This is a genomic window from Pseudoalteromonas sp. BZA4, from assembly GCF_040104395.1.
In the GTDB taxonomy this organism is placed as follows: Bacteria; Pseudomonadota; Gammaproteobacteria; order Enterobacterales; family Alteromonadaceae; genus Pseudoalteromonas.
In genome coordinates, this window is sequence record NZ_JBECOT010000025.1 from 32,491 (window position 1) to 57,436 (window position 24,946).

Here is a 24,946-nt window from a genome sequence, read left to right on the forward strand (position 1 = left end):
ACTTAGCCTTTGTACATAGTGTCAAAGTCAGGAATGTTTGCTTCCCATACTGGAATATCTTTGCCTATGTATTCACGCATAGCATCAAAGAATAAACGTGTTCTTACTGGTAAGTCTCTGTGTGGGTAAACCGCATACACCGCACTGTAATCGAGTAATTCCATATCGGTTAAAATAGGTACGAGATCGCCACGTTTAACTTCATCGTCAAGAATAAATGCCGGTGCTAGCACATAAGCATTGCCTGAAATGGCTTTCATCAAAAGTACTTCGGCATCGTTCGCACGAAAGACGCTTTTGATATTTTGCTCAATAATATCGCCATCGGCATTACGATAACGAATACCGCCAATGCGTTTACTTGGGCTTGAATAGCTAGCTGCAGGTAATTCTTTTAAGTCTTCAACTTGCTTTGGCATACCGTAAGTTTCGATGAACTCAGGTGAAGCCAACAGTAACATGCGGTTGCGGGCTATTTTACGGGCAATAAATGATGAGTCTTTTGGCTCTCCAACACGAAAAGCTAAATCATAGCCCTCTGATACTAAATCAATAAGTCTGTCGTCTAAACGAAGCTCTACTTCAACTTGCGGGAAACGTTTTTGAAAGTCGTTAATGACTGGCTGAATATAACGCTTACCGATAATACTTGATGAGGTAATTTTTAACGTACCACGGGGTTCTTGGTGGTAATTCTCTGCAAGTCTTACGGTATCTGATAGCAAATCTCTGAGTTCAGATGCTTTTTTTACCATTTCAGCGCCAGCGGCAGTCAACGAAAAAGAGCGCGTAGTTCGATTAAGTAAACGCACTCCTAATTCATCTTCAAGACGGCTAATTTGTTTTGAAATGACTGAGCGGTCTATATTTCTAGACTCTGCGGCCTTGGCAAATGAGCCTCGTTCAATCACTTCAAGCAACATTAATAAGCGGCTGGTGGTATCCATAGCAGTTCCTCAAACTTTATTGGTGCCATTTTGGCATTAATGAATTTAAAAATCCATTATTTTTATCCGCTAATTAGTTCCGTAACATTGTCTCCAATCTATTAACAGGAGAGTCGTGATGAACAAATCTATTCTTGCAGTGGCAGTGACCATTGCGAGCTTAACGCTTGCAGGATGTGGCACAGAAGCCAATCAAGCAGCGCAGCAACAACATTTACAACCAATCGATGTAGCACAAGTGCTTGTTAAGCAAGTACAAAATTGGCACACCTATACAACGCGCTTAGAAGCGCCACAAGAAGTTGCACTTATGCCGCGAGTTTCGGGTGTTATCGATAAAATTAACTTTAAAGAAGGTGACAGCGTTAAAGAAGGTGATTTGCTTTTCACCCTTGATGCTCGTCCATTTGCTGCCGTAGTAGATAGCTTAAAGGCACAAATCGAAAGTGCTAAGGCAGCACTTGAGCAAGCTAAAAGTGAAGCAAAACGCGCAGATCGCTTAACAGAGCGAAAAGCGATTTCAACGGAGCAAGCTGAGTCTCGTAAATCAACACTAAGACAACGCGAAGCACAATTGCTAGCACTACAAGCTGAGCTTACTGCCGCTGAGCTTGATTTAGCATTTACGCAAGTGCGTTCGCCAATTGATGGCGTTGTATCTCGCGCGAATATCACCAAAGGTAACAATGTTCTTGCAGGTCAAAGCGTATTAACAAGCATTGTTTCAAACCAGCAAATGTATGCTTATTTTGATATTGATGAGCGTACGTGGAATCGGTCATTTGCTGATGTGACAGCGCAAAGTGAACAAGCTGTTGTGATGCAAAAAGTGGGTCAAACCAGCTTTAACTACAATGGCAAAATCAACTTCATTGATAACCAAATCAACGAAACCACCGGCACTCTTCGTGTACGTGCAGTGTTTGAAAACGATGAACAACAATTACGTGCAGGTTCATTTGCTCGTATCAAACTTGCTGCCAATAAAGTGAGCGAAAAAGTCATCGTGCCAGAACGTGCAATTGGTACTGATTTAAAGAATCGCTTTGTACTTACCGTAGGTGAAGGCAATGTTCTTGAATATAAATTAGTGACTGTTGGTGAGCGTTACGGCAGCTTACGAGCGATTACATCGGGTCTAAACGAAAATGATGTGATTGCTGTAAATGGCCCGGCGCGTGTTGGTCCTGGTATGCCTATTTCACCAAACACAGTCACTATTAATAGCGATGGAATTGCATTCACTCTTTCAAATAATCACTCAGATTTGGTTGCTAAACAGTAGGTCAAAATGAAATTTTCACACTTTTTTATCCAGCGACCCATCTTTGCAGCGATGCTGTCGCTTATCTTTCTCATTGCAGGGGCAATCTCGTTATTTCAATTGCCAGTGAGTGAGTACCCAGAGGTAGTGCCACCAACTGTTGTTGTGACGGCAAGTTACCCGGGTGCAAACCCAACGGTGATTGCCGAAACGGTAGCGACGCCGCTTGAACAAGAAATCAATGGTACTGAAAACATGTTGTATATGTTTTCGCAAGCGACCAGTGATGGCCGTATGACTTTAACAGTTACCTTTGCATTAGGAACTGATTTAGACCGTGCGCAAGTACAAGTGCAAAACCGTGTTAACAGTGCGCTTCCACGCTTACCGCAAGAAGTTCAGCGTTTAGGTGTTGTCGCCGAAAAATCATCACCAGATTTAACCATGGTGGTGCATTTATATTCGCCAGAAAAAACGCATGATACAACTTACTTAGCGAACTATGCTGATTTGTATATCAAAGACCAAATTGCCCGTCTTCCTGGTGTGGGTGATGTTCGTATGTTTGGCGGTGGTCAGTACTCAATGCGTGTTTGGCTTAACCCTGATGCACTCTCTGCACGTGACTTAACAGCCATGGACGTAGTAAATGCATTACGCGCGCAAAACCAGCAGGTTGCTGCGGGTAGTTTAGGTGCACAACCAACTTCGAAAAGTAATCAATTTCAAATTCTGATGAATGTAAAAGGGCGCTTAAGCTCAAAAGAAGAATTTGAAAATGTGATCATCAAAGTAGGTGAGCAAGGTCAGCTTACACGTTTAAGTGATGTTGCACGCCTTGAATTAGGCCAAGACACTTATGCACTAAGAGCGATGTTAGATGGTCAACCAGCCCTTGCAATGCCAGTATTCCAGCGCCCGGGTTCAAATGCGATTGAGCTGTCTGATCAAGTGCGTGAAACCATGAAAGTATTATCAAAAGACTTTCCGGCAGGAGTTGAATACGACATTGTTTATGACCCAACTGTATTCGTACGCGGCTCAATTGATGCTGTAATTAAAACGCTACTAGAGGCAATTGCGTTAGTGGTTATTGTTGTCGTGGTGTTCTTACAAACATGGCGTGCATCGGTAATCCCGCTTATTGCGGTACCGGTGTCATTGATTGGTACGTTTGCGGTTATGCAATGGCTTGGTGTATCTATTAATACCTTATCGTTATTCGGCTTGGTTCTTGCCATTGGTATTGTTGTTGATGATGCCATTGTTGTAGTTGAAAACGTTGAGCGTAATATCGAGCAGGGCTTATCACCGCTTGAAGCAACCCGTGTTGCGATGACCGAAGTAACAGGGCCAATTATCGCCATTGCACTTGTCCTATGTGCGGTATTTATTCCTACTGCTTTCATTACAGGTTTATCTGGTCAATTTTATAAGCAATTTGCATTAACCATTACTATTTCTACGGTTATCTCAGCGTTTAACTCGTTAACACTATCACCTGCATTATCAGCGCTGTTACTAAAAGGCCATGATGCAAAACCAGATCGCTTAACTAAGTTATTAAACCGTGTATTCGGTAACTGGTTATTTAAACCTTTTAACCGCTTGTTTGATAAAGGCGCCAATGGCTACGAAAAGCTCGTGCAAAAGCTAATTCGTATGAGTGTAATTGTATTAGTTGCTTATGTTGCGCTTGTTGGTGGCACAGTTAAATTGTTCGATGCTGTACCAGGCGGTTTTATCCCACAGCAAGATAAGCAATATTTAGTGGCTGTGGCACAGCTACCAGATGCGGCAAGCTTAGATAGAACTCAAGAAGTCGTGCAAGAAATGGAACAAATTGCATTACAAGTACCGGGTGTTGCAAACACAGTGTCGTTTCCTGGTTTATCTGTGAATGGTTTCACAAATAGCCCTAACAGTGGCATTATGTTTACTCCACTAGCACCTTTTGAAGAACGCCAAGATCCGAGTATGTCAGCAATGGCAATTGCGGCTCAGTTAAATCAAAGGTTTGCGACTATTGATGAAGCGTTTGTTGCGGTATTCCCACCACCACCAATTCAAGGTTTAGGGACAACAGGTGGCTTTAAACTACAAATTGAAGACCGTGCTAACAAAGGCTTTGAGGCACTCTTTAATAGCTTACAAGCAACCATTGCTAAAGCACAGCAAGACCCTGCGTTAATGGGCCTTTACTCAACCTTTAGAATTCAAGTACCACAAATGGATATCGACATTGACCGTGAGCAAGCGCTTATTCAAGGTATTCCACTTGATGAAGTATTTAATGCCTTACAAGTGTACTTAGGTTCTGTGTACGTCAATGACTTTAACTTGTTTGGTCGTACTTATCAGGTCAATGCGCAAGCTGATGCAGATTACCGTCAAGATCCAGATCAAATCTTGAATCTTAAAGTACGTAACCGTATGGGTGAGATGGTGCCATTAGGCTCTGTATTAACTGTCACACCAACAACAGGCCCAGATCGTGTAATGCACTATAACGGTTATCCAACAGCTGAACTAAATGGTAGCCCTGCGCCAGGTTATAGTTCAGACCAAGCACAACATGCGATTGAAGTAATCCTTGCGGATACATTACCAAATGGTATCGAGTTTGAGTGGACAGAAGTAACTTATCAGCAGATATTAGCGGGCAACACCATGGTGTATGTTTTCCCACTGGTTGTATTACTTGTGTTCATGGTACTTGCTGCGCAATACGAGAGCTTAAGATTACCACTGGCTATTATTCTGATTGTACCTATGACGATTTTCTCGGCCTTGTTAGGTGTGTGGCTTGTTGGTGATGACAACAACATCTTCACGCAAATCGCATTAATAGTATTGGTTGCACTGGCAAGCAAAAACGCCATCTTGATGGTTGAGTTTGCACGAGATCAGCATAAAACGGGGCTGTCTCACCTTGAAGCCATTATTAAAGCGTGTCGCTTAAGACTTCGCCCAATTTTAATGACGTCAATTGCCTTTACGGCAGGCGTTGTACCTCTTGTTTTAGCAACAGGTGCTGGTGCAGAGATGCGTCATGCCATGGGGAACGCAGTGTTCTCAGGTATGATTGGTGTAACTGTGTTCGGCTTATTGTTCACCCCGGTGTTTTATATGTTAGTCACTAAAAAATCGCAGAAGGAGCAACACGATGCATAAGCCTCTTAATGCAATCTTTAAACACGGCAAACTAGTTAGTGCAATGCTGTTAGCCGGAGCACTGGCAGGCTGCGCACAAAGCGTCGATATGCAAGAGCAGCAAGTGAGCCTGACACAATTTGTTAGCGATACACAAATTGGTGAACAAAACGAAGGTGCGAGCGAAAATAATTGGTGGCGCCGTTTAGATTCGCCGCAGTTAAACAATTTAGTGACTGATGCATTAGCAATGAATCACGACCTAAAAAACAGTCAACTTCAACTTGATGCAGCCATTGCCCGTTTAGGTGCAGCCCGCGCGGATTATTATCCGCAGGGCAGCCTAAGCGTGGGTGCAGAGCGCAGCAGCTTAGATGGCGCTATTACGCGCCAGTCAAACGCTAGTGTTAATGTTAATTGGCAGTTTGATTTGTTTGGTCGTATTACCGCGCTTGTCGATGCTGCTAATGCAGGTGCATTAAACCAAGCGGAGCAGCTAAGAGCATTACAGGTTGAAGTGGTTTCAGCCGTAGTGCAAGGCTATGTGAGCTATCAAGGTAATGTACAAAAGCAAGCTATCATTGAGATGCAAATCGAGGCGCTCGAGCAAAGTATAGATGTGCTCAAAGCGCGAGTAGAAGAGGGGGTTGCGAATGAGCTTGATCTTAACCGTACTCTTGCGCAGTTAAAGCAGCAACAAGCGCTTATTCCTGAGCTTAGTTATTTGCAATATCGTGACCTCGCAACCCTTGCGGTACTAACTGGTCGACTTGCAAGCGACATAACCTTGATAGAAGAGCCTGAGTTATTAAGCCACGAATTTAGCGTGTCGTTTAATAAAGCCAGTGAAGCAATGGCACTCAGACCAGATATTACCAGTGCTTTGTATCAGTTTAGTCAGGCTTATTCGCTAAATGTTGCCGCCTCAAAAGCATTACTGCCAGATATTAGTTTGGCAGGGTTTGCAGGTGTGGTGAGCTTAACCAGTAATGGCTTAGAAGATACCGTGCAACAATGGCAAGTAACGCCAAAAGTTGAATGGTCATTACTCAGCTATCCTGCATTATTAGCTCAGCGTGATGCACAGCAGTTTTTAAGTGAAGCCGCTTACAGTGACTATCAAAGTAAAGTATTAAAAGCCATTAGCGATAGTGAACTTACTTTACAAAGGCTAGTCAAACAGCAGCAACAGTTAAGTTATGCTGATCAGCGTTTTAATTATGCGAATAAAGCATTTGGTCAAGCTCAAGCAATGTATCAAGAAGGACAAATTCCTTACTTAGAGTTGTTAGATGCGAGACAGGATGTTTTAATAGCGCAAGAGAACGCTGTTGATTCAACAATTGCTTCATTACAGGCCAAAGTAAGTGCTTATCAAGCGTTTAATGGTCGCTGGAGCTTTGAACTAAACAACCTTTAACCCAGAGTATTCAATGTCACATATTCAACAAACTACAGAACTTCCGTCAACAATGCGCGCGCTTGCACTGCTTGAGCCAAATGACGCGATTGCGTTATCTGAGCTTTCTGTGCCAGTACCGAGCCCTGAAGGCAATGAGCTCTTGATTAAAGTTGAATATGTGGGCTTAAATCATGGTGATGCCAACTTTGCGAAACAAGGTTTTTGCAAATGGCATTACCCCCATGTATTAGGCCATGATGCTGTTGGGGTGGTTGTTCAAGCAAATAAAGGTGTATTCCCTGGTGTGGGTGCACGTGTTGTATGGCATGCCAGTCTTGGTGACCAAGGTGTTTTATCTGAATACACAACGGTACCAAACTATGCGGTATCGGTTGTGCCAGATAACGTATCACCGGCAGATGCTGCAACTTTACCTTGTTCAGGTATGACGGCATTAATTGCCCTTGATAAGTTGCAGCTGAGCGAAGGGGATTCACTGTTTATTGATGCAGGTGCAGGCGGCGTTGGCCAATTCGCTATTCAATTTGCTAAGCAGCGTGGTGCAACCGTGTTTACCACTGCCAGCAAACACAATCATAAGTTACTTAAGCAATTAGGTGCTGATGTGGTGTTTGATTACAAAGACCCAAAACTTGAAGATAAAATTCGCCGTGAATTAGGTCCGCAAGGTTTTGATGCGGTGCTTGATTGTATTGGTGGCGATACCACCATTCGCAATGTTGAGCTAATGCGCTTTTGTGGCCGTATTGCTTGTTTAAATGAATTACCTAAATTTGAACAAGAGCTTATGTTTAGGCGCGCACCAAATATTGGCATTGTTTCGTTAGGCGGAGCGTGGCTTGCAAATAGCTTATGTGCGCAACAAAAGCTGAGTTTTATGGGTAATTTATTACTCGATAATGCAGCCCGTGGTGAGATCAAACTGCCACAAATCCATGTCGTTGATTTTACCGCTGAGGCTGTTTCAGCCGCTTTAAATAAACAGCTTGCAGGTGGCTTTACCGGAAAACAAGTCGTGCAAGTAAGCGGTTAATTTTGCAAACTCACTGCCCAGTCATACTGTTTGATGGTCAGTGCAATCTGTGCCATTTTTGTGTGGAGTTCATTATTCGCTTTGATAAGCAAATCACTTTTAAGTTATGCCCAATGCAAAGCGATAAAGGTGAGCGTTTATTAAAGGCTTACAAAGTTAAAGATCCACTTTCCTCCATGTTAGTCATTGATAAAAACCAGCTATATAAACAAAGTGACGCTGTGTTATTTATCGCAACACAATTAGGTTTCCCATTCTCTTTGGCTAAGGTGTTCAAGCTACTGCCAAAAGGCTTTCGCAATGGTATGTATGATTGGATTGGTCGTAATCGTTATCGTTTTTTTGGCAAACAGACACAGTGTAAGTTACTGACTGAAAGACAAAAGCAGCACTTTTTATAAACATTTTAAGTAAAGCTTGCTATTCTCGTTATTGGGAACAAGTCACAATAATAAGAATATGAACATCCTCTTTCTAATCCTAAGTTCGGTTTACATTGCTTTACTGCTATTACAGCCAGCATTGCCACAGCCTTTTATGGCGCTATTTAAAATATCACCAATCTGCTTTTTGATTGTGATGGTGCTAAAAGGGCGCAGTCAGTTACAAAATCGCACTTTTATCACTTTATTATTCGCCCTTAGTTTTTCAGCACTAGGTGATGTGTTGCTAGCCCTTGATACGGGGCAACTGTTTATAGGCGGTTTAGCGGCATTTTTTGTAAGCCACGCTTTTTATATCATTACCATGTTGCCAATTAAAAACTGGCGGCTAGACGTTGTACTTCTTTATCTATTTTTGGCCATCATTGTTTTTTGCTTATTCTATCCAAACTTAAATGACATGCTCATCCCTGTGCTTTTCTATATGTTGGTGCTTATCATAATGGCAAGCCTTACTTGGATGACGGATAAATCGAACGGCTTTTTAGTGTTAGGTGGGGCAGTGTTTGTAATATCAGACTCTATTCTTGGCCTTAACCGTTTTTATTTAGAAATAGCGCATGCAGATATCGCAATAATGATAACGTATTACATTTCGCAGCTTTTCTTAATTACTGGTTTTTTAAGTTATTATTCAAATAAGTAACTGTAAGACTTTACTAGCTATATAGTAAGCTTTTAGCGGACAAAATGATCTTAGTTCGTCTTTTTGTATTGTTGCCATTAGTAGGTTTTAATGGGCTTTATTTGTTAAAATACTGTATTTAAATGAAAAAGTTGTTTGGTGATTGTTGCATTCTAGTTCCTTTGTATTAAACTTTTCCACCTAGAGCGCACTGACAAGATGTTAGCGTGCTTATGTTTTGGATATATAGCCCATTGTTATATTTCCTAGCATTTCTAGTTAATAAACCATGGAAAGGCTTATATCTCCAAAGTGTTCTTTTATTCGTAATAACGATTAAATTATTTAAGGATTAAATAATGAAACACCCTCGCAATTTTGCGCTTACCTTAATTGCTACTTCATTGTTAGCAGCATGTGGTAGCGATAATGACAGTAATGATGAAAAACAAAATATTGCACCTGTTATAAGCGCAGAGAGTCAAGTTAGCTTTGATGAACTTACAACTTTAACTCTTGAACCTGAAGTAACGGATTCTGATGGCACTATCAGCAGTTATCAATGGGCACAACTTTCAGGACCAGAAATAGATTTATCAAATACGACTGACGCTACTTTTTCAATTACCGCCCCCGAGGTAGATGAGGATACGACTGTTGAAATTGAATTAACAGCAACAGATAACCAAGGTGCTTCGACTAAACATACAACAACATTGACTATTAAGAATGTATTAATTGCTCCTGTAATTGATGCTAAAGATCCTCAAGAAATCAATGAAAATACAGCGGCCACCTTAAATCTTGAGGCATCTGATCCAAATGGCGAAATTATCTCTTATGCTTGGTCGCAAGTAAGTGGCGTTGAGGTAGAAATAGCTGATAGTTCAACCACTAACCTTGAGTTCTCAGCCCCAGATGTAGACTTTGATGAAGAGCTTCAATTTGAGCTTCTTGTTACTGACAACGATGGTCAAACATTTACTCAAACGCTTGATGTAATTGTTGTCAATGTACCTACAGATGCGCTTGGTTCACCTAAAGGCTTAGAAACCATTGAGGTTAACGGAAGAAGCGTCGAAGCAGCTCAAGATGAACTACTAGTACATTTAAAAGAAGATATTACTCTTGAAGAGCAACAGGCAGTGCTCGATAAAATTGATTCATTGGGTGGCTCATTAAATAGCTACGACAAAAAATTAAAATTAATGCAAGTAAGGGTAAGAGATACAGCTGAAGAGTCTGTATTAATTAATGACCTAGCAAACCTTGAAGGGGTTCGTCACTCTGGATTAAATGAAATTGTAGCGCCAGATAGCCTTCGTGAAAATCCGATAAAATTTAAAAAGCCAAAATCGAATAAATCGATGCAGCTGACAATGGCTAAGAAAGTTGCAAGTGTTGAAGATGAAGCGACTTACACAGGAGATTATTGGCACAGTATCATTTCTGCAGATAAAGCATGGCAAGCTATTGAAGAAGACAGTTTAGAATCAGTAAAAGTAGGGGTTGTTGATACAGGTATCTCAGATATTCAAACTAGTTTAGATGAGTCACGACTATCTCGATTACAGATATTAGCAGACGGGGGTTATGTAACCACCGATACTGACGATACTGATTCAGAGCATGGCTTGTGGGTTACTAGCTTTGTTGCAGCGCACAATATGACAGAGGGTAAAAGTTATTCGGGGGTTAACCCGTATGCAAATGTTATTCATGCCGATGTGTACTTTAGACGTTGTGATGGAATTTTAAGTGCGGCTGATTGCCCATTTGGCATAGGCGAGAAAACATTTGTAACTGACTTAATTGCTGGTGCTAAAGCAACAATCGATAATGGCGCAAGTATTGTTAACTTATCTTGGGGTGATACAAGTAAGTGCTCAGATCCAACTGAAGAAAGGTTACAAAGCCGTCGTAGCTGGCGATTAAATCAAACCAACCTTGTCGAATATGCAAAATCAAAAGATGCGTTACTTGTGTATTCTGCAGGTAACAACTGCGAAAAAGCTGATCACCAACTTTTACTATCTGAAGATGATATCGGCGCTGATGCATGGAAAACAAACGCGATAATTGTTGCTGCGACTGATAGTAGCAATATGGATGCTACTTTTTCACGTATGGGAGAAGTGGTAAATATAGCTGCGCCTGGTGTGGATTTAGGTTGGGGTAATGGTGAAGTTGGAAGCGGGACATCATATGCTGCGCCTTTAGTCACAGGTTCTGCTGGTTTGATCAAAGGTATCAATTCATCGTTAAAGGCAGCTGAAGTTCGTGATATTTTACTTTCAACAGCAAGTAATACAGTTGTTTTATCTGATGAGTCTAAAGATGTAGGCACTACATCACCTACGAAATTACTAAACCTTAATTCGGCAGTTAAAACAGCACAATTAACTGTGGACTCTGATCTTGAAGTTATGGCTGCTACTTCATTGAGCAAAGGCACCGAAATTAATAAAACCATCGAATTTTCTTTACCAGAAACAACAGTAAATGCATTAGATATTATGTTTTTAATTGATGTTAGCGGTAGCTATGACGATGATATTAGTAATTTAAAAATACAAGCTGATGCAATTCTTGATAACTTAAATGGTCGGGGTATTAACGTAGCCTTTGGTGTATCGGCATTTTCTGATTTTCCAATTGATGGCTATGGTAGTGCAGGAAGTGGTGATGAAGCCTTTTATTTACTTCAAGAAGTCACGACTAATGTTGATGATGTGAAATCAGGTATTACTAGTTTAGAGACCTTTTATGGCGGTGATTATCAAGAGTCACAACTTGAAGGCCTTTATCAAGTAGCAACAGGTGCGGGACGCGATATCAACGACGACGGTCAATACACAGACGCGGGTGAAATATCGCCTTCTAGCATTGGTTGGCGTGAAGGGGCATTAAAAGTTGTGCTACTTGCGACCGATGCCGCTTTCCATGATTCTGATCTCGAAACTGACTATCCAGGTGCAGGTTTCACACAAGTTATTAGTGAACTTCAAGATAACGGCATCACGGTGTTTGGACTTCAAAGTGGTAGTAACAGTGATACAACAGAAGATATCAACCGAGTTGTAAGCGCAACGGGCGGTGTATCATTTATGCTATCAACAGACAGTAATGAAATCGCGGATAGAATCTCTGAAGCATTAGATGAAGCGCTGAAAGAGATTGATATTTCGATTGAACATATCTCTGGAGAAGAGTGGGTAGCTAATATCACACCAGAAGTCATCCAGGCGGCTAAACCAGGTGACACAGTAACTTTTGATGTAACATTGCAAGGTGTTAAAAGTGCATCAATAGAACCACTAAACTATGAAGTTATTTTATGGGTTAGAGGTGATGAAAGTGCTGTTCTAAGAAGGGTTGTTCTACCTATTACAGTTCCTGTAGCAGAGTAAAGTAATAGCGGGTATTTTTAGTAAATACCCGCTTTTTTAGGGGCATTAATGTTTAAGCGTTTTTTTATTTTCCACATACTTATGTTTACGAGCTTTATAACTGCTTGTAAGCAAAATGAGTGCGTTTACGAAGGTTTAAAGTATGAATGTGGTGTACTCGTTTTGTCTGTAGCAAAAGAATATGCAAGGTCTGCTGAGTTAGCTGATTTTTCAAAAGTGAATAGTGGCTATTTAAGATTAGTAGACCCTGAGCTTGGGCGTGTAATCATTGAGTTCGATAAAAACATAGAGCCAACCTTATTAAAGTCTCACATTCAAACACTTAACAGTCTCAAAGGTGTGAAAAGAGTTCATTACTTACCTGTAAGCCAGGTTGATTAACTAGATAACATATCAGTGATTATGCGTTTTTTATGTTATTATACGCGCGTTTTAATTTTCGAGATTTTCCATGGCAAATACAGCGCACGCACTGCACATTCTTGTTAAACATAAAGAACAAGCTGAAGACATTATCAAGCAACTTAAAAAGGGTGCTAAATTTCAGACTCTAGCTAAAAAACATTCAACTTGTCCGTCGGGTAAAAAAGGCGGCGACTTAGGTGAATTCAGACGCGGGCAAATGGTGCCCCAGTTTGACAAAGTAGCATTCAGCGGCGAAATCTTAGAGCCACATCTAGTGAAAACGCGCTTTGGTTGGCATGTAATTAAAGTGCTGTACAGAACTTAATTCCTAATAAGAATGCCTCCTGATGTGAGGCATACTAATTTATATTCAATTTTTAGGCATTACTTTATAGTAATTGAACTTTCATTTTCTGGAACTAGTTATAAAGTAAACTTTTTTAATATTTAAGTTTACATTTTTTTTTTGGTCAGACTTCTTTAAATACACCACTAAATAGTGTTTTTGGGTTAACAATGACTAACGTTAATTCGTTGGTAGAGATAAATCCATACCTACAATGTTGTGTATTTTAAACCACTAGAGTGTGGCTTATGAAGTTTTATGTAATTGGATATACCTCTAGCACGATAGTGATCATTAAATGGAGGTATATTATGAATACTCAATCAAGATTAAAACTAGCCGTTTTGGCTGCGAGTACTTTACTCGTTACTCAATTACATGCAGAACCATCTGGAAAAGGCAATGGAGAAACACCAAATGGTGTTCCTTTTAAGCATCTTCAAGAGCAAATAGATCAAAATAAAGCTGACTTAGACGCCTTAGCAGCAAGCACGGGCGCATCTATTGCTAGCATTGAAGCTGATGTAATGCTCATTCAACAAGATATCAGTGATTTAGCTGCGCGTATAACAGCGAATGAAAATGATATTGCGGTTTTACAAAGTGATGTTGATGCGAATGCTTCACAAATATCAGCTTTAGAAGCGGAAACTGCAGCTCTTCAATCTGACTTAGATAACTTAGAAGCAAGCTTAGCATCTAAACAAGATGTCTTAGATGGCTCTTGCCCTGTTAATTCATCGCTTAGGGTGATTTATCCTGACGGAAGCTTTATTTGCGAAGTAGATACGAGCGATACGTACCAAAGCATACTGGTTAGAGTGGGCGGATATGTGCCAGTTAGCTCGTCTTATAGTGTGATGAGGCGAGCGGTTTCAGGTAACTGCCCTTCAGGTTATTTTGCAGTGAGTGGTGGTCCTGAATTAAGGCTTTTAGGCACGGGACGTAATGTTAATATTTCAAGCAGTAAGGTGTTATCAACATCAAGTTGGGAAGTCAATTTTTCAAGGGCTTATGGTAATGGTTTTAACTATGTACGTGTTAAAGCAATGTGTTTGAGAAGGTTTAATTAATCCATAGTTAACATAATAAACAGTTTAATAGGATTATAAAAAAGCGTCAATTGACGCTTTTTTTAACCAAACAAGTTAGTTTATCTGTGGCTGCACATCTAAGCCATAGCCAAACATTACAGCTAATACCAATACAACCGATGCTGCGACCATTAGTTTAATTAGTAGTGGTAAACAGAATCTAAACCAATGGCCGTAAGGCACACCTGCCATGCCTAAAATACCCATAAGCACAGCATTGGTCGGAATGATCATATTTGAAAAGCCATCACCAAATTGATATGCAAGCACGGCAACTTGTCTTGGTACACCCACTAAATCACCTAGTGGCGCCATCAGTGGCATGGTGACATAAGCCTGCCCTGAACCTGAAGGAATAAAGGTATTAAGTAGGGTTTGAATAACCAACATACCAATTGCAGATATTTCAGCTGATACATAAGAAAGCGGTAACGACATGCCATGTACAAGGCTATGCAGGATTTGGCCGTCTTCTAAAATAAGTGCAATACCACGTGCAACACCAATTAACACTGCAGTAGTAACAAGATCAGACACGCCTTCTATAAATTTGTTAGCTGCTTCATCAGCAGACAGTTTGCCTAAAATGGCTACAACTACACCCCAAGCAATAAAAACACCACCTAGCTCGTATAAGTACCAGCCCTTCGTTGCGATGCCCCATACTGCAATTGCAAGGGTAATAATAAAGCTGCCTAAAACTAGTTTATGGCGCAGGGCAAGTGCTGGGTAACTTGTTGCTGTTTGATTTTCCAGTGGGCAAGGCACGCCAATCATCATTGATTTAGACGGATCGTTCGCTACTTTTTTGGTGTATTGCCAAACATGATGAAAACCAATGAGCACAAATGGAATAAATATCGCTAAACGTAACCATAGGCCAGAGTAAACAGGAATACCTGCAATTTGTTGTGCGATTAATACAGTAAATGGGTTAAATGCCGAAACACCATAACCAATACCATAACCTGCGACTATCATACCTACGGCAGTCATTGCATCTAGGCGCATTGCCTTACAAAGCGCTACAAGAATAATAACAAAAGGAATATATTCGCCGGCGGTACCAATACTGCTTGATGCTAAGGCAAAGCAAAACACCACCATAAAGATTAATCGTTGTGGTTTATTACCGTGTCGCTCTAAAAGCCTACCAATGAGAGCATCAACAGTGCCTGTGGCACGTGCAACAGCTAATACACCGCCAACAATTAACACAAAGAAAATAACATCTTGAGCAGCAGCAAAAGCGCGAGGTATGGCTTGTAATAAATCCCATGGAGTTAAGTAATGGCGCTCAGCAACTGTTTGATAGGTGCCCGCAACAACCATTTCTCGGCCTGATTCACTTAATGTAGTAGTGAAAAAACCTTGTGGTACTAACCAGGTAGCAATAAGCGCAACAACCATCATACCCAGCAGCAGTATCAGGGTATGTGGAACTTTAAAACGTAAACCCATTTATTCTCCGTAATTATGTTAGGTTAAATTCTTGAAATCATAACATGATAAAAGCGGATTGGTTGTCTCTAAAATGTCCACACTATTAATAATTGTAATAATTTCGATACAAAAAAGGCCAGAAAACTGGCCTTATAAAGTTTATTTGAATTTTATTTAGCTAAACCAAATGGGTCATCAATGCTATGAGCAGGCTCGGTAAACCAACGCGGACCTTCGTCTGTCATATAAAAGTGATCTTCTAAGCGAATACCAAACTCATCCGGTATTACTAACATGGGTTCGTTACTAAAACACATACCTGGTGCGAGTGGGGTAGGGTTACCACCAACAAGGTATGGCCATTCATGAATATCTAAACCAATGCCATGGCCTGTTCTGTGTGGACAGCCTGGTGTTTGATACTCTGGACCCATGCCATTTTCGGCGAGGTACTGCCTTGCAGCATCATCTACTTTGCCACATGGCTCACCATTTTTTGCGGCAGCAAAAGCAGCAAGTTGGGCATTTTTCTCGTGTTGCCAAAACATACGTTGGCGATCGGTTGCTTCACCAAATACATAAGTACGGGTAATGTCAGAGAGGTAATCATGTACTTTACAGCCAGTATCAATCAGTACCACATCACCTTTTTTAAGGGTTTGCGGGTTTTTAACGCCATGCGGGAAAGACGACGCAACACCAAATAACACAATACAAAAATAGTTACCCGGTGCGCCGACTTTTTGGTGCGCTTTTTTAATAAAGGCTTCAACCTCAGTGGTGGTGATACCTTCATAAAGCATACTTGCCGTTGCTTTATGTACTTCTAAAGTCATGTCCATAGCACGTTGCATTAAGGCAAGTTCACTGGCTGATTTATGCATGCGGCAGTGAGCTGTTACGCACTGTGCGTTAACAATATTGTAATTGCCGTTAGCTTTATTAATGCCGTCGTAGATAAAAAATTGTGCGCTTTCATCAATACCAAGGGTGCCATTTTTGCTAATGCCCATTTCTGTAAGAACATCTACACACAGTTGATAAGGGTTTTCGTGCTCTTGCCAGCCACGAATTGGGCCATCAATCACCATAAAATCGTTTAAGCTGCCGATTTCAAAAAACGGTGCTATGTATTGCACATCACCTTTAGCAGGTAAAATTGCGCCAACTAAACGCTCACTTGCGTACCAACGCATACCCGTAAAGTAGGCTAGGTTAGTGCCTGCATTTAAGTAAATTGCGTCAATATTGTTTGCTTGCATATACGCTTGTGCTTTTGCAATACGCGCCTGAAATTCGTCATTTTGAATAGGGGTTAAATCTGTTGTCATATCTGACAAAGAGTCAAGCGCCTGATCTGGCGTTTGTGTGCCAATACCATATGTTGTCATTGTGTACTCCTTGGTTTTTTGTGCATTGTGGCTTGAGTAAACACCCGATGCAAACTCACTGCGACTAATCGCATAATATTCGTATTTATGGCTATAACTGTTAGCATGCGCAAAAAATAAGGAGCGACAATGCAAGTTAATTACTTAAAAAGACAAGCTGAATTTAAAGCCTTGCTAGAGCAACAGGGTTACAGCGCCATGTTAGTACTTGGTCATGAAAATATTCGTTACTTAAGTGGTTTTAGCGGTAATGCTGCTTATGCATTAATTACTCAAAATGCGTGTGTGTTGATCACTGATTACCGATACCACCAACGTGCAATTGCTGAAACAACAGGATTTGAAGTTGTTTGTCGAGACAGAGACAACGAAACCCTTGGCCATTGTATAAATAGGCACCTTAGCCCGAACAGCCATGTCGCATTTGATGCAAGCTATGTCACGGTAGCCATTTGGCAAGGTGTGGCAGATGAGCTAAGCGGCCACACTCTAACAGCGGTAAACGGTTTAATTGAAAAACTAAGACGCGTTAAAGATAGCTGGGAAGTTGCACAAATTAAAGCTGCTGCGGCCATCGCTGATGAAGCATTAGCACAAACGCTACCTTATTTTAAACCGGGTGTAACTGAGCGAGACCTTGCTTTAGAGCTTGAATTTAGAATGCAAAAGCTTGGTTCAGAAGGTATGTCGTTTGCCACCATCATGCTGTTTGCAGAGCGCTCAGCCTTGCCGCATGGTAACCCGTCAGATCAGGTTTTAAAGCAAGGTGACTTTGTAACCCTTGACTTTGGTGCTGTTGTAAATGGCTATCGCTCTGATATGACTCGCAGTTACATCATTGGCGAAGCGTCAGAAAAACAAACCCGTATTTATAATACTGTACTTGATGCACAAAATGCGGCACTTGAAATGGTTAAACCAGGTGTTAACTGTTTAGATTTAAATGCCATGTCAAACAAGGTGATTGCTGAGGCGGGCTTTGGTGAGTACGCAGGTAAAGGCCTGGGCCATGGTTTAGGGCTATTTTTACATGAAGTGCCATTTATTAACACATTGACAGACTACAACCTTGAAGTTGGTAATGTGATCACTATTGAGCCTGGCATTTATATACCAGGCTACGGTGGTGTGCGCCTAGAAGATGACATAGTTGTCACCGAATCTGGTTTTGAGGTGTTAACCCATGCGCCTAAGCCATTTATAATCTAGTGCTGAATTAAAGGTTATTTTTTAGCATACGCTAAGCGGGCTAAACGTTCAGTTACATGGTAACTATCAAGCCCGCTCACTGCGACTGTGTCAATGGCTTCAATATCGACAAAGCCATCTTCTTGCAAGCAAGCCTCATCTAAGTAAATGTCGGTTATTTCACCTATGATCAGCTCAGTGCCATTGATGGCAAGGTGGTGGTGTTCTCTCAGCTCAAGCGCATATTTAAGCTTACTTTCTTTAACAAAAGGCGCTGTAAATTCATTTAGGTATTCAGTACTGAGCCCTGTTGCATCAAATTCAGACTCGTCCTTGTCGTAGCGTGCCGATGTTTGATGTGCTTTGTTATAAATGTCTTTGTTTACGTGGTTAATCGTGTACTGTTTAGTGGCTAATAAGTTCTCTAGGGTATGACGAGGCACTGAATGGGGCCTAATTATCATACCCACTAAAGGGGGATGTGCGCCAAGATGAAATACTGAACTGACAATCGCTAAATTAGTTTGGCCGTTGCTATCTTGAGTGCCGACTAAGTTGGCACTTTTAAACCCCGACAAACTATTAATTAAATGAGCGCGGTAGCGGTTTTCTAAATCAGCAATGGCTTGTTTTGTAAAATGCATAAATTTCCTGTTACCAGTCTATGGGTTTTCCTTGCCAGTCAAAGTAGGCAGGGTTTTGTGATTGTTGTAAATAGTCAGCATCACTTATCAATGAATGCAGCTGCTCGGCTACAAACTCAGGGGTAAATAGCTTTCCTTCGGGCACATTATCTTGAAAGGGCTTTGATAATGGCGTATCAGTTGTACCTGGGTGAAATAACACGCAGTGGCATTTTTTATAGCGTCTGCTAAGTTCAATTGCTGCAGATTTAAATAAAATATTTAATGCCGCCTTCGATGCCCGATAGCTATACCAACCGCCTAACTTGTTATCACTAATGCTACCAACACGTGCACTAAGGGCACACACCACAGTTGAAACTTGTGGCTTTAAAAGCGTTGAGAATAAACTCACACAGCGAATTGGTAATAGAGCATTTGTGGTCATGCTATTTATAAAGTGCTGCTCAGATATTTGTTCAAGTTTACGTTCAGGGGCATTATCTGGATCATGCAATAGGCCGTTAAATATCATCAACTGGGCCAAATCATAGTTGCCACCAGCAAGTTCTTTAGCAATGCCACTTAAGCTTTGCTCTGAGTAGTCAGTAATAAAATGCTGGTGGCTTATCTCATTGCTTGATGACTCATTTAAACTTGCCTTAAATTCACCTCGACTGATGGTTACGATATGACCCGTGTTGATTTGTTTATGAAGAGTAGTGAAATAGGCATTTGCAATTTCACTGCTTGCACCGCACAAAATATAGAGTTGCATTTTTGACCTGTTCTAAAAATATTTGAAAATTTTTTCGCTCAATCTATCACCAATTAATAAAATGATAGCAGCTCTGTTTGTCTTGATCTAACCCTACAAACACATAAAAAAGGCGGGTAAAGATTTGACCATGCAAACATTAAGGATGCCTTAATTTACGGGGATTTTACCTTTTAAATTGGTAAGTCCATTTTACCAATTGAGCTGGCTTTAACGCTTTGCAGCTGACTAAGCTGCGTATTTATTACACTTTTATGTTTATAGATTGGTTATTCTTTTTTACGAGTATGTTAGAAAATTCGATCTATTAAATTAACGCTGACAATGATATTAATAAAAGGGATCAGTATTTAGCTGCGTTCGTGCTTGGCTAAATACTGTGCAGTAAGTACTTTCAACTTAGTTAAAGAAAGGAGTATGAGAATGAGTGAACAATACGCTGCACTTCGCGGTAATGTTAGTATGCTTGGACAAATGCTGGGTCAAACCATTAAAGATGCACAAGGACAAGCCATTTTAGATAAGGTAGAAGAGATTCGCGCTTTATCTAAATCGTCACGTAGTGGTAACGAAGTCGACAGACAAGCGCTTATCGAAGTACTACACGCTCTCACAGATGAAGAACTATTACCGGTTGCACGCTCATTTAATCATTTTTTGAATCTTGCTAATGTTGCTGAACAATTCCATACCGTATCTCGCTTTAATGATGTTGGTTTTTGCCAACTAAACCCTCTCACTCAAACATTAAAAGCGTTAGCAACAGCATCAAAGCAAGGTCAAGTTGATCCTAATCACTTGGCACAAACACTCTCAAAACTCCACATCAATTTAGTACTGACGGCTCACCCAACTGAGGTGACACGCCGTACAATGATTAATAAACACGTTGAATTAAGTGATTGTCTTGCCTCTTTAGAGCGTAAAGATAACCTACCTAGTGAACGTGCAGATTTATTAAATCGTATTGCCCAACTTATTAGCCAAGCGTGGCATACCGACGATATTCGTCGTTCACGCCCAACGCCAATTGATGAAGCTAAATGGGGTTTTGCGGTTATTGAAAATAGCTTATGGCACGCTGTTCCGCGTTTCTTACGTGAGTTTGGCGAAGACGTAAAAGCAGAGCTTGATCTAGAGCTACCTATTGATTTCAGCCCAATTGAATTTACTTCATGGATGGGCGGCGACCGTGATGGTAACCCGTTTGTAACTGCTGAAGTCACACAGCAAGTACTTGATCATGGCCGCTGGATGGCACTTGATTTGTATTCGCGTGATATCGAAACGCTAAGCAATGAGCTATCTATGTCGGATGCAAGTGATGAGCTTATTGAGCTTGCCGGCCAAGACTTTGAACCTTATCGTGCGGTACTTAAAAAATTAAAGAATCAAATTGCTGAAACCGTGACGCATTTGGGCGCTAAAATAAAGAAAAAGCGCACTGATTCTGAAGATTTAATTACCGATATCACGCAAATTAAGCACCCAATCGAAGTGTGTTATCGCTCGCTTATTAAGACTAACATGAAAGTAGTTGCCGATGGCTTGCTGCTTGATGTTCTGCGCCGTATTAATAGCTTTGGTCTACGCCTTGCAAAACTCGATGTACGTCAGGATTCATCGCGTCATGGCGATGTTTTCTCGGAGCTAACACGTTATTTAGGTTTAGGTGATTACCATCAATGGCAAGAAGAAGACAAACAAGCGTTTTTACTTGCTGAGCTAAACTCTCGACGTCCGTTAATTCCAAAACATTGGCAACCAAGCCCAGAAGTACAAGAGGTGCTAGATACATTCGATGTAATTGCAGCGCAAGATGCACAAACATTTGGTTTGTATATTATTTCGATGGCACGCACTGCATCTGATGTGCTGGCAGTACAGTTACTGCTTAAAGAAAGTGGTTGTAAGTTTAACTTACCAGTTGCGCCATTATTTGAAACGTTAGACGACTTAAATAATGGTAAAGAGGTTATCGAATGTTTACTTGATAACACTTGGTACCGTGGTCATATTCAAAACCAACAAAATGTCATGATCGGCTACTCTGACTCAGCAAAAGATGCAGGTATGATGGCTGCCGGTTGGGCACAATATGAAGCTATGGATAAGCTGGTTCAATTAGCCGAAAATCGCGGTATTGAACTTATTTTATTTCACGGCCGTGGAGGTACTGTTGGTCGCGGTGGCGCGCCAGCTGCCCAAGCACTTCGCTCACAGCCTCCAGGTTCATTAAAAGGTGGCCTACGTGTAACAGAGCAAGGTGAAATGATCCGCTTTAAGTTTGGTTTGCCTGCTGTTGCTCTACAAAGCTTAAATATTTATGCCGGTGCTGTTCTTGAAAGTAACCTGCTGCCACCGCCAGAGCCTAAGAGCGAATGGCGTGATGTTATGGAGCTTATTAGTGCAGATTCTTGTGAGCATTACCGTCAAGTTGTGCGCCATGATGAAAACTTTGTGCCTTATTTTAGAATGGCAACCCCAGAGCAAGAGCTTTCTAAACTGCCACTTGGTTCTCGCCCTGCGAAGCGTAACCCAAACGGTGGAGTAGAAAGCCTTCGTGCTATTCCATGGATTTTTGCATGGAGCCAAAACCGTTTAATGCTGCCAGCTTGGTTGGGTGCATTAACAGGCCTTAAAGCTGCGTTAGATAAGTATGGCATCGAGACACTTCATGAAATGAGCTTAAAATGGCCATTCTTTCGTGCTCGTTTAGAGATGCTAGAAATGGTATTTAGTAAAGCAGATATATGGTTAAGTGCGCATTACGATGATGCACTGGTAACTGAGCAATATAAGCCATTAGGCGTGAAGCTACGTCAAGAATTGAGCGAGGCTATTGAGCTTGTGCAATCGCTTAGTCCACAAAAGAGCCTGCTTGCAGACCAACCTTGGATCAAAGAGTCAATCGCACTTCGTAACCCGTACACAGATCCACTTAACTTATTACAAGTTGAGTTATTGCGTCGTTCACGCGAAGCTGACGAGGGATCTGAAGGCGATATTGATAATGCCTTGATGATCACTATGACAGGTATCGCTGCAGGTATGCGTAATACCGGTTAATAGCTAGTGTCATCAACCAATCGAGCATCGATTGGTAGGCTAATAACAAATCGTGCGCCGTGTTTACATGACTCGGCGCTTATTTTCCCTCTAAGATTATATTTTACCGCATTAAATACTACGTTTAAGCCAAGCCCTAGATGGTTTCCACCTAAATTAGTGGTGTAAAATGGCGTAAATATTTCATGAAGTATTTCGTCTTTTATTCCCACGCCGTTATCTTGATAGGTAATTTCAACCACATGTGTATAGGCTTTAACTATTACTTCGACAACACCTTGATCAGAATTAACAAAGCCATGCTCGCAGGAATTTATAACCAAGGTTTTTAATACATCACTTAAGATAGTTGGATATGACGTAATAACTGCCTCATCACCATGAATTTTAAACTCAATTTGTTTACCAAGATGTTTGCTCAAAGGGCATAAACGATGACCAATAAAGCTTGGTAGCTGTATTTTGCTCATTGGTTTATCAAGGTGAATAGACACATTGAGCGCTTTAAATTCTTCTACGATGCCGGCAAGTCGATTAATGCTACTGATCACCAGCTCTTTAGCGCTATTGGTATCGGTAATAAACTTATGAAAATGCTTGCTAGAGAGCTCTCGGGCTTTAAATTTTTCTTCTAAACCTTCCATGTAATCATCGATTAATGAACTGGCTGTCACTATGGTGCCAATAGGGGTATTAAGTTGATGCGCCATACCAGATACCAGTGCTGTTAAAGAGGCTATTTTTTCGATTTCAATCAGATGATCTTGCGTATCTTTTAACAGCTCTAATGCTTTAGCTAATTTTTGTTTTTGTTTGTCTATGCTGTTGATTGCGATAAATGAGCCAAATAAAATAACGACTAAACAAATGCTTACTACAATCGTGAGATCTTTAAATGCATTCGCTTTAGTGGCTTTTATTTGTTCTGCACGAGTCAGGTTAGAAATTCTTACTTCTTTTGCGGCAACATCAGCTTCTGCAAGTGCTTTTGCTAAATTCACTTTGGCTTGTCTGGTTAAAATAGCGGCGTTAATGAACGAATATTGTTTATAAGCACTGAGTGCATTTACATAATTTTTTTGTTTCTCGTAAAGCTCTGCAGTTAATTTTGCAATCGATAACAGGGCTTCAAAATTAGTATGGCTAACAGTGTGTGTATCAACGGATGCAAGTGTATTGAGTGCTTTGTCAGTGTGTCCTTGTGCTTCATACGTTTCTGCTAAACATAAAATAATATTAAGTTGCTCATTCTCAAGCTGTTTATTTTCAATGAGTGTTGAGGCCTCGTTGAGTACCTTTTCTGAGTCTTCTAAAAAACCTTGAAAACGTAATACTTTGGCTTTTAGAACAAGGCTTGAAGCAAGGTGAGTGGTGTAGTTGTGTTGGCTTTGGAGCCCAATAGCTTCATTGATAACCTTGAGTGCATTTGAGTACTGTTTTAATCCAATTAAAGCAAGCGCTAAGTTATTGCTAGCAAATGATTCGTTGAGAGTTTGATTTTTTCTGTGGGCATAATCTCGATAGTATGTGAACGAGTCGGCAGCTTCTTTATAACGGTTCAAACGTAGCTTTACCAAAGCGATATTATTTTCGGTTTGATAAATTAAACGCTCATCTCGAGATTGTGCAAATGGCATGGCATCGCGATAGTACACTAAGGCTTCTTCATATAGACCTAAGCGCGCATAAATCCCACCAGAAATATTGAAATAGCCATACATGAGGTCTTTTTCATCAGATTGAGAAACCATATTCATGTACTTAACAATGGTTTCCATGGCTTGTTCTAGCTTGTCAGTCTCAAGCAAAAACCAAGCTTTATAATTAGTGACTATAATCTTTTGTTCTAGTGTTAGTTCGGTAGTTTCAATTAGCGCATTGACAAACTCAAGCCCTTCTTGAGGTGAACTGGCGTAGCTTTGCCTTATTGAGGTTCTAAGCTTTTCAAATTCTTTAATGGGCATCGCTTTAGGTGTTGTTGAAACTAATAAAATCAACAAGGTAAAGCCAAATAATATAACCAATCGCGCTTTCATGACACACCAATCCATTTAAAAGTGAGCTTAAAAAATGCTCACCCATTTTGCTGTCTAAATAACGCTAAATATTATAAATTTTAACTAAATATAGGTTTATCTGAAAAAGCTGATTCTATGAAAGGAAAACTCATACTTGTGTCTAAAGCGCGAATTCAAGTCCGAAGTGCACCACTCGCTAAATTAGGCTGCTTTGCGTAATTCATCGAATATTACCGCTGGTTGCCTAAACCCTAGACATTTTCTCGGCCTCGCATTGAGCGCCTTTTCTATGT

Annotated in this window: 18 protein-coding genes; 12 read left to right on the forward strand and 6 right to left on the reverse strand. The window is 40.8% G+C overall.

The features are described 5' to 3' along the window. Positions 1–2 precede the first annotated feature (2 nt). Positions 3–947 carry a LysR substrate-binding domain-containing protein gene (locus ABMY41_RS11950; protein ID WP_349274753.1) on the reverse strand — a complete coding sequence of 315 codons (945 nt, stop codon included), beginning with the start codon at positions 945–947 and terminating at the stop codon, positions 3–5. A gap of 118 nt (positions 948–1,065) precedes the next feature. On the opposite strand from ABMY41_RS11950, the gene ABMY41_RS11955 reads away from it, so the two are divergent. The 10 genes from ABMY41_RS11955 (at position 1,066) to ABMY41_RS12000 (ending at position 14,122) form a co-directional block, all read left to right on the forward strand. Next, positions 1,066–2,232: an efflux RND transporter periplasmic adaptor subunit gene (locus tag ABMY41_RS11955; RefSeq protein WP_287244950.1), complete on the forward strand. Its 1,167-nt coding sequence runs from the start codon at positions 1,066–1,068 to the stop codon at positions 2,230–2,232. 6 nt (positions 2,233–2,238) lie between these two features. After that, positions 2,239–5,385 (forward strand): multidrug efflux RND transporter permease subunit, encoded by a 3,147-nt coding sequence (locus ABMY41_RS11960; protein ID WP_349274755.1) that lies wholly within the window; start codon positions 2,239–2,241, stop codon positions 5,383–5,385. Further along, positions 5,378–6,784: a TolC family protein gene (locus ABMY41_RS11965; protein ID WP_349274757.1), complete on the forward strand. Its 1,407-nt coding sequence runs from the start codon at positions 5,378–5,380 to the stop codon at positions 6,782–6,784. Before ABMY41_RS11960 ends, ABMY41_RS11965 begins: the two co-directional genes overlap by 8 nt. A 13-nt stretch (positions 6,785–6,797) precedes the next feature. After that, positions 6,798–7,820 (forward strand): zinc-binding dehydrogenase, encoded by a 1,023-nt coding sequence (locus ABMY41_RS11970; RefSeq protein ID WP_349274759.1) that lies wholly within the window; start codon positions 6,798–6,800, stop codon positions 7,818–7,820. Between the two features lie 2 nt (positions 7,821–7,822). After that, on the forward strand, positions 7,823–8,221 hold the full coding sequence (locus tag ABMY41_RS11975; protein ID WP_349274761.1) for a DCC1-like thiol-disulfide oxidoreductase family protein: 399 nt from the start codon (positions 7,823–7,825) through the stop codon (positions 8,219–8,221). Between the two features lie 136 nt (positions 8,222–8,357). Continuing rightward, on the forward strand, positions 8,358–8,909 hold the full coding sequence (locus ABMY41_RS11980) for a lysoplasmalogenase (RefSeq protein WP_349274763.1): 552 nt from the start codon (positions 8,358–8,360) through the stop codon (positions 8,907–8,909). A gap of 338 nt (positions 8,910–9,247) precedes the next feature. Continuing rightward, positions 9,248–12,298 carry a S8 family serine peptidase gene (locus tag ABMY41_RS11985; RefSeq protein ID WP_349274765.1) on the forward strand — a complete coding sequence of 1,017 codons (3,051 nt, stop codon included), beginning with the start codon at positions 9,248–9,250 and terminating at the stop codon, positions 12,296–12,298. Between the two features lie 48 nt (positions 12,299–12,346). Then, on the forward strand, positions 12,347–12,679 hold the full coding sequence (locus ABMY41_RS11990) for a hypothetical protein (RefSeq protein WP_349274767.1): 333 nt from the start codon (positions 12,347–12,349) through the stop codon (positions 12,677–12,679). A 70-nt stretch (positions 12,680–12,749) separates the two neighbouring features. After that, the gene (ppiC, locus tag ABMY41_RS11995) at positions 12,750–13,028 is read left to right on the forward strand and encodes a peptidylprolyl isomerase PpiC (RefSeq protein WP_055021968.1); all 279 of its coding nucleotides are present in this window, start codon (positions 12,750–12,752) and stop codon (positions 13,026–13,028) included. A gap of 332 nt (positions 13,029–13,360) precedes the next feature. Next, complete coding sequence (locus tag ABMY41_RS12000; RefSeq protein WP_349274769.1) at positions 13,361–14,122, forward strand: hypothetical protein; 762 nt, start codon at positions 13,361–13,363, stop codon at positions 14,120–14,122. A 75-nt stretch (positions 14,123–14,197) separates the two neighbouring features. Here ABMY41_RS12000 and ABMY41_RS12005 read toward each other — a convergent pair whose 3' ends face one another. Then, positions 14,198–15,604 (reverse strand): TIGR00366 family protein, encoded by a 1,407-nt coding sequence (locus ABMY41_RS12005; RefSeq protein WP_349274771.1) that lies wholly within the window; start codon positions 15,602–15,604, stop codon positions 14,198–14,200. Positions 15,605–15,756: 152 nt separating this feature from the next. Beyond that, positions 15,757–16,977: a Xaa-Pro peptidase family protein gene (locus ABMY41_RS12010; protein WP_349274773.1), complete on the reverse strand. Its 1,221-nt coding sequence runs from the start codon at positions 16,975–16,977 to the stop codon at positions 15,757–15,759. Between the two features lie 129 nt (positions 16,978–17,106). Between ABMY41_RS12010 and ABMY41_RS12015 the strand changes: the two genes are divergently transcribed. Then, entirely contained in the window at positions 17,107–18,186 is a 1,080-nt protein-coding gene (locus ABMY41_RS12015; protein WP_349274775.1) for a Xaa-Pro peptidase family protein, read from the forward strand. A gap of 14 nt (positions 18,187–18,200) precedes the next feature. Here the strand turns inward: ABMY41_RS12015 and ABMY41_RS12020 are convergent, their stop codons facing one another. Both ABMY41_RS12020 and ABMY41_RS12025 read right to left on the reverse strand, forming a co-directional pair. Then, entirely contained in the window at positions 18,201–18,809 is a 609-nt protein-coding gene (locus ABMY41_RS12020; protein WP_349274777.1) for a flavin reductase, read from the reverse strand. Between the two features lie 10 nt (positions 18,810–18,819). Next, positions 18,820–19,566: an SDR family NAD(P)-dependent oxidoreductase gene (locus ABMY41_RS12025; RefSeq protein WP_349274779.1), complete on the reverse strand. Its 747-nt coding sequence runs from the start codon at positions 19,564–19,566 to the stop codon at positions 18,820–18,822. A 423-nt stretch (positions 19,567–19,989) separates the two neighbouring features. Between ABMY41_RS12025 and ppc the strand changes: the two genes are divergently transcribed. Next, positions 19,990–22,635 (forward strand): phosphoenolpyruvate carboxylase, encoded by a 2,646-nt coding sequence (gene ppc / locus ABMY41_RS12030; RefSeq protein WP_349274780.1) that lies wholly within the window; start codon positions 19,990–19,992, stop codon positions 22,633–22,635. Here the strand turns inward: ppc and ABMY41_RS12035 are convergent. Beyond that, positions 22,632–24,671: an ATP-binding protein gene (locus ABMY41_RS12035; protein ID WP_349274782.1), complete on the reverse strand. Its 2,040-nt coding sequence runs from the start codon at positions 24,669–24,671 to the stop codon at positions 22,632–22,634. The genes ppc and ABMY41_RS12035 overlap by 4 nt on opposite strands. Between the last annotated feature and the right edge of the window lie 275 nt (positions 24,672–24,946).